The organism is Pseudomonas urethralis (genome assembly GCF_021602465.1).
In the GTDB taxonomy this organism is placed as follows: Bacteria; Pseudomonadota; Gammaproteobacteria; order Pseudomonadales; family Pseudomonadaceae; genus Aquipseudomonas; species Aquipseudomonas vlassakiae.
Window position 1 is genome coordinate 1 of record NZ_BQIJ01000052.1, and the last position, 1,126, is coordinate 1,126.

Here is a 1,126-nt window from a genome sequence, read left to right on the forward strand (position 1 = left end):
GCGGGCCTTGGCTGCGTCCAGCTCTTTCTGGGTCAGCTGCTCTTGGGCCTCACGCGCCTTGCGCTTGGCTTCCTTCGCTTCGTCCAGCAGGGTCTGGTTCTGGCGCTTGAGGCCTTCAACATCCTCGTTTTGAGGGAGTCCCTCGACCGCGAGGACGTAGTTTTCGCCCTGGGCCTTGTAGAGCGCCTGCAGGGCTGGGTCCAGCGCGTCGAATGCTGCTTTGTCGATCAGGTATTTCATGTCATCCCCCGGATGATTTGCCGTTGGCTCAGCCGCGGGCGTAAAAAAACCGGCTCATGGCCGGCTGTTCAAAGTCCTGCACGCTCGAAGGCGAGCGGTTCAAGCTGCCTCAACTCGTCCAGCGTGATCTGCTTGCCGTTCTGGTCCACGAACTTGTCCAGGGTCAGCTCGCCCTTGCTGAAGAGCTTGTAGCGGGCCGGGCCAAGGACATCGATCTGGAAAGCGGCAGGCTGGCGGGCGAGCCACTGTTGGTAGGTGGTCTTGCTCGATACCTGCTCAGCACCGTCCGGCCCTACTGCTGGCCTGAGCGATCCGGGAATCTCCCGCTCGAACTCAGGCTTGAGGACGGGTATCTCGGACGTCCGGCAGTTCCAGTGGAACGGCGGCGATGGCGCGCTGAATGGCACCACCGTGTTGTCGATCGAGCGGCAGAACGGCGATGTGCGCCCGTCCAACGTGGCGATGCGTCGCTTGCCGGCCAGGATGTCGTCGTTGGCCTTGAACGTCTCAGCCCGCGCTGTGCTGGCGATGTGGTTGGTCATCGTGCGCACCAGCGCCGATGCCTGATCCTGCTGCAGCTGGTGCATGCTGGTCAGGCGCCGGGTGATTTGCTGGCTGGTCTCGCCCAGGGCAGAGCCGATCTGGACTTCTCCGATGATCTGCGCTGACTTGGCCGTGCCGAACTGGTCCAGCGCGCCGGCAATGCTAATTCGCTGCACCCCGGCCCGGGCCTCAAGCTGCATTGGCTCAGCGAGCGCGGCAGCGGCAACCAGATCGGCGGCCGGCACTTGGGTCTGGACCACGGCGGTGACCACCTGCCCCAGCATGCGAGCGCTGAACGATGCCTCATATCCAGCGAACTCTCCCAGATCCAGCATGGACTGGC

1 protein-coding gene and 1 pseudogene are annotated in these 1,126 nt (G+C 63.7%); both read right to left on the minus strand.

What is annotated here, in order from left to right; all coding sequences use genetic code 11:
• Window positions 1-240 (minus strand): annotated as a pseudogene (locus tag L6D64_RS28140) (hypothetical protein); the annotation flags it as partial.
• Window positions 241-308: 68 nt separating this feature from the next.
• Window positions 309-1,126: phage minor head protein (locus tag L6D64_RS28145; protein WP_236192666.1), on the minus strand; the 818-nt coding region annotated here is incomplete at its 5' end.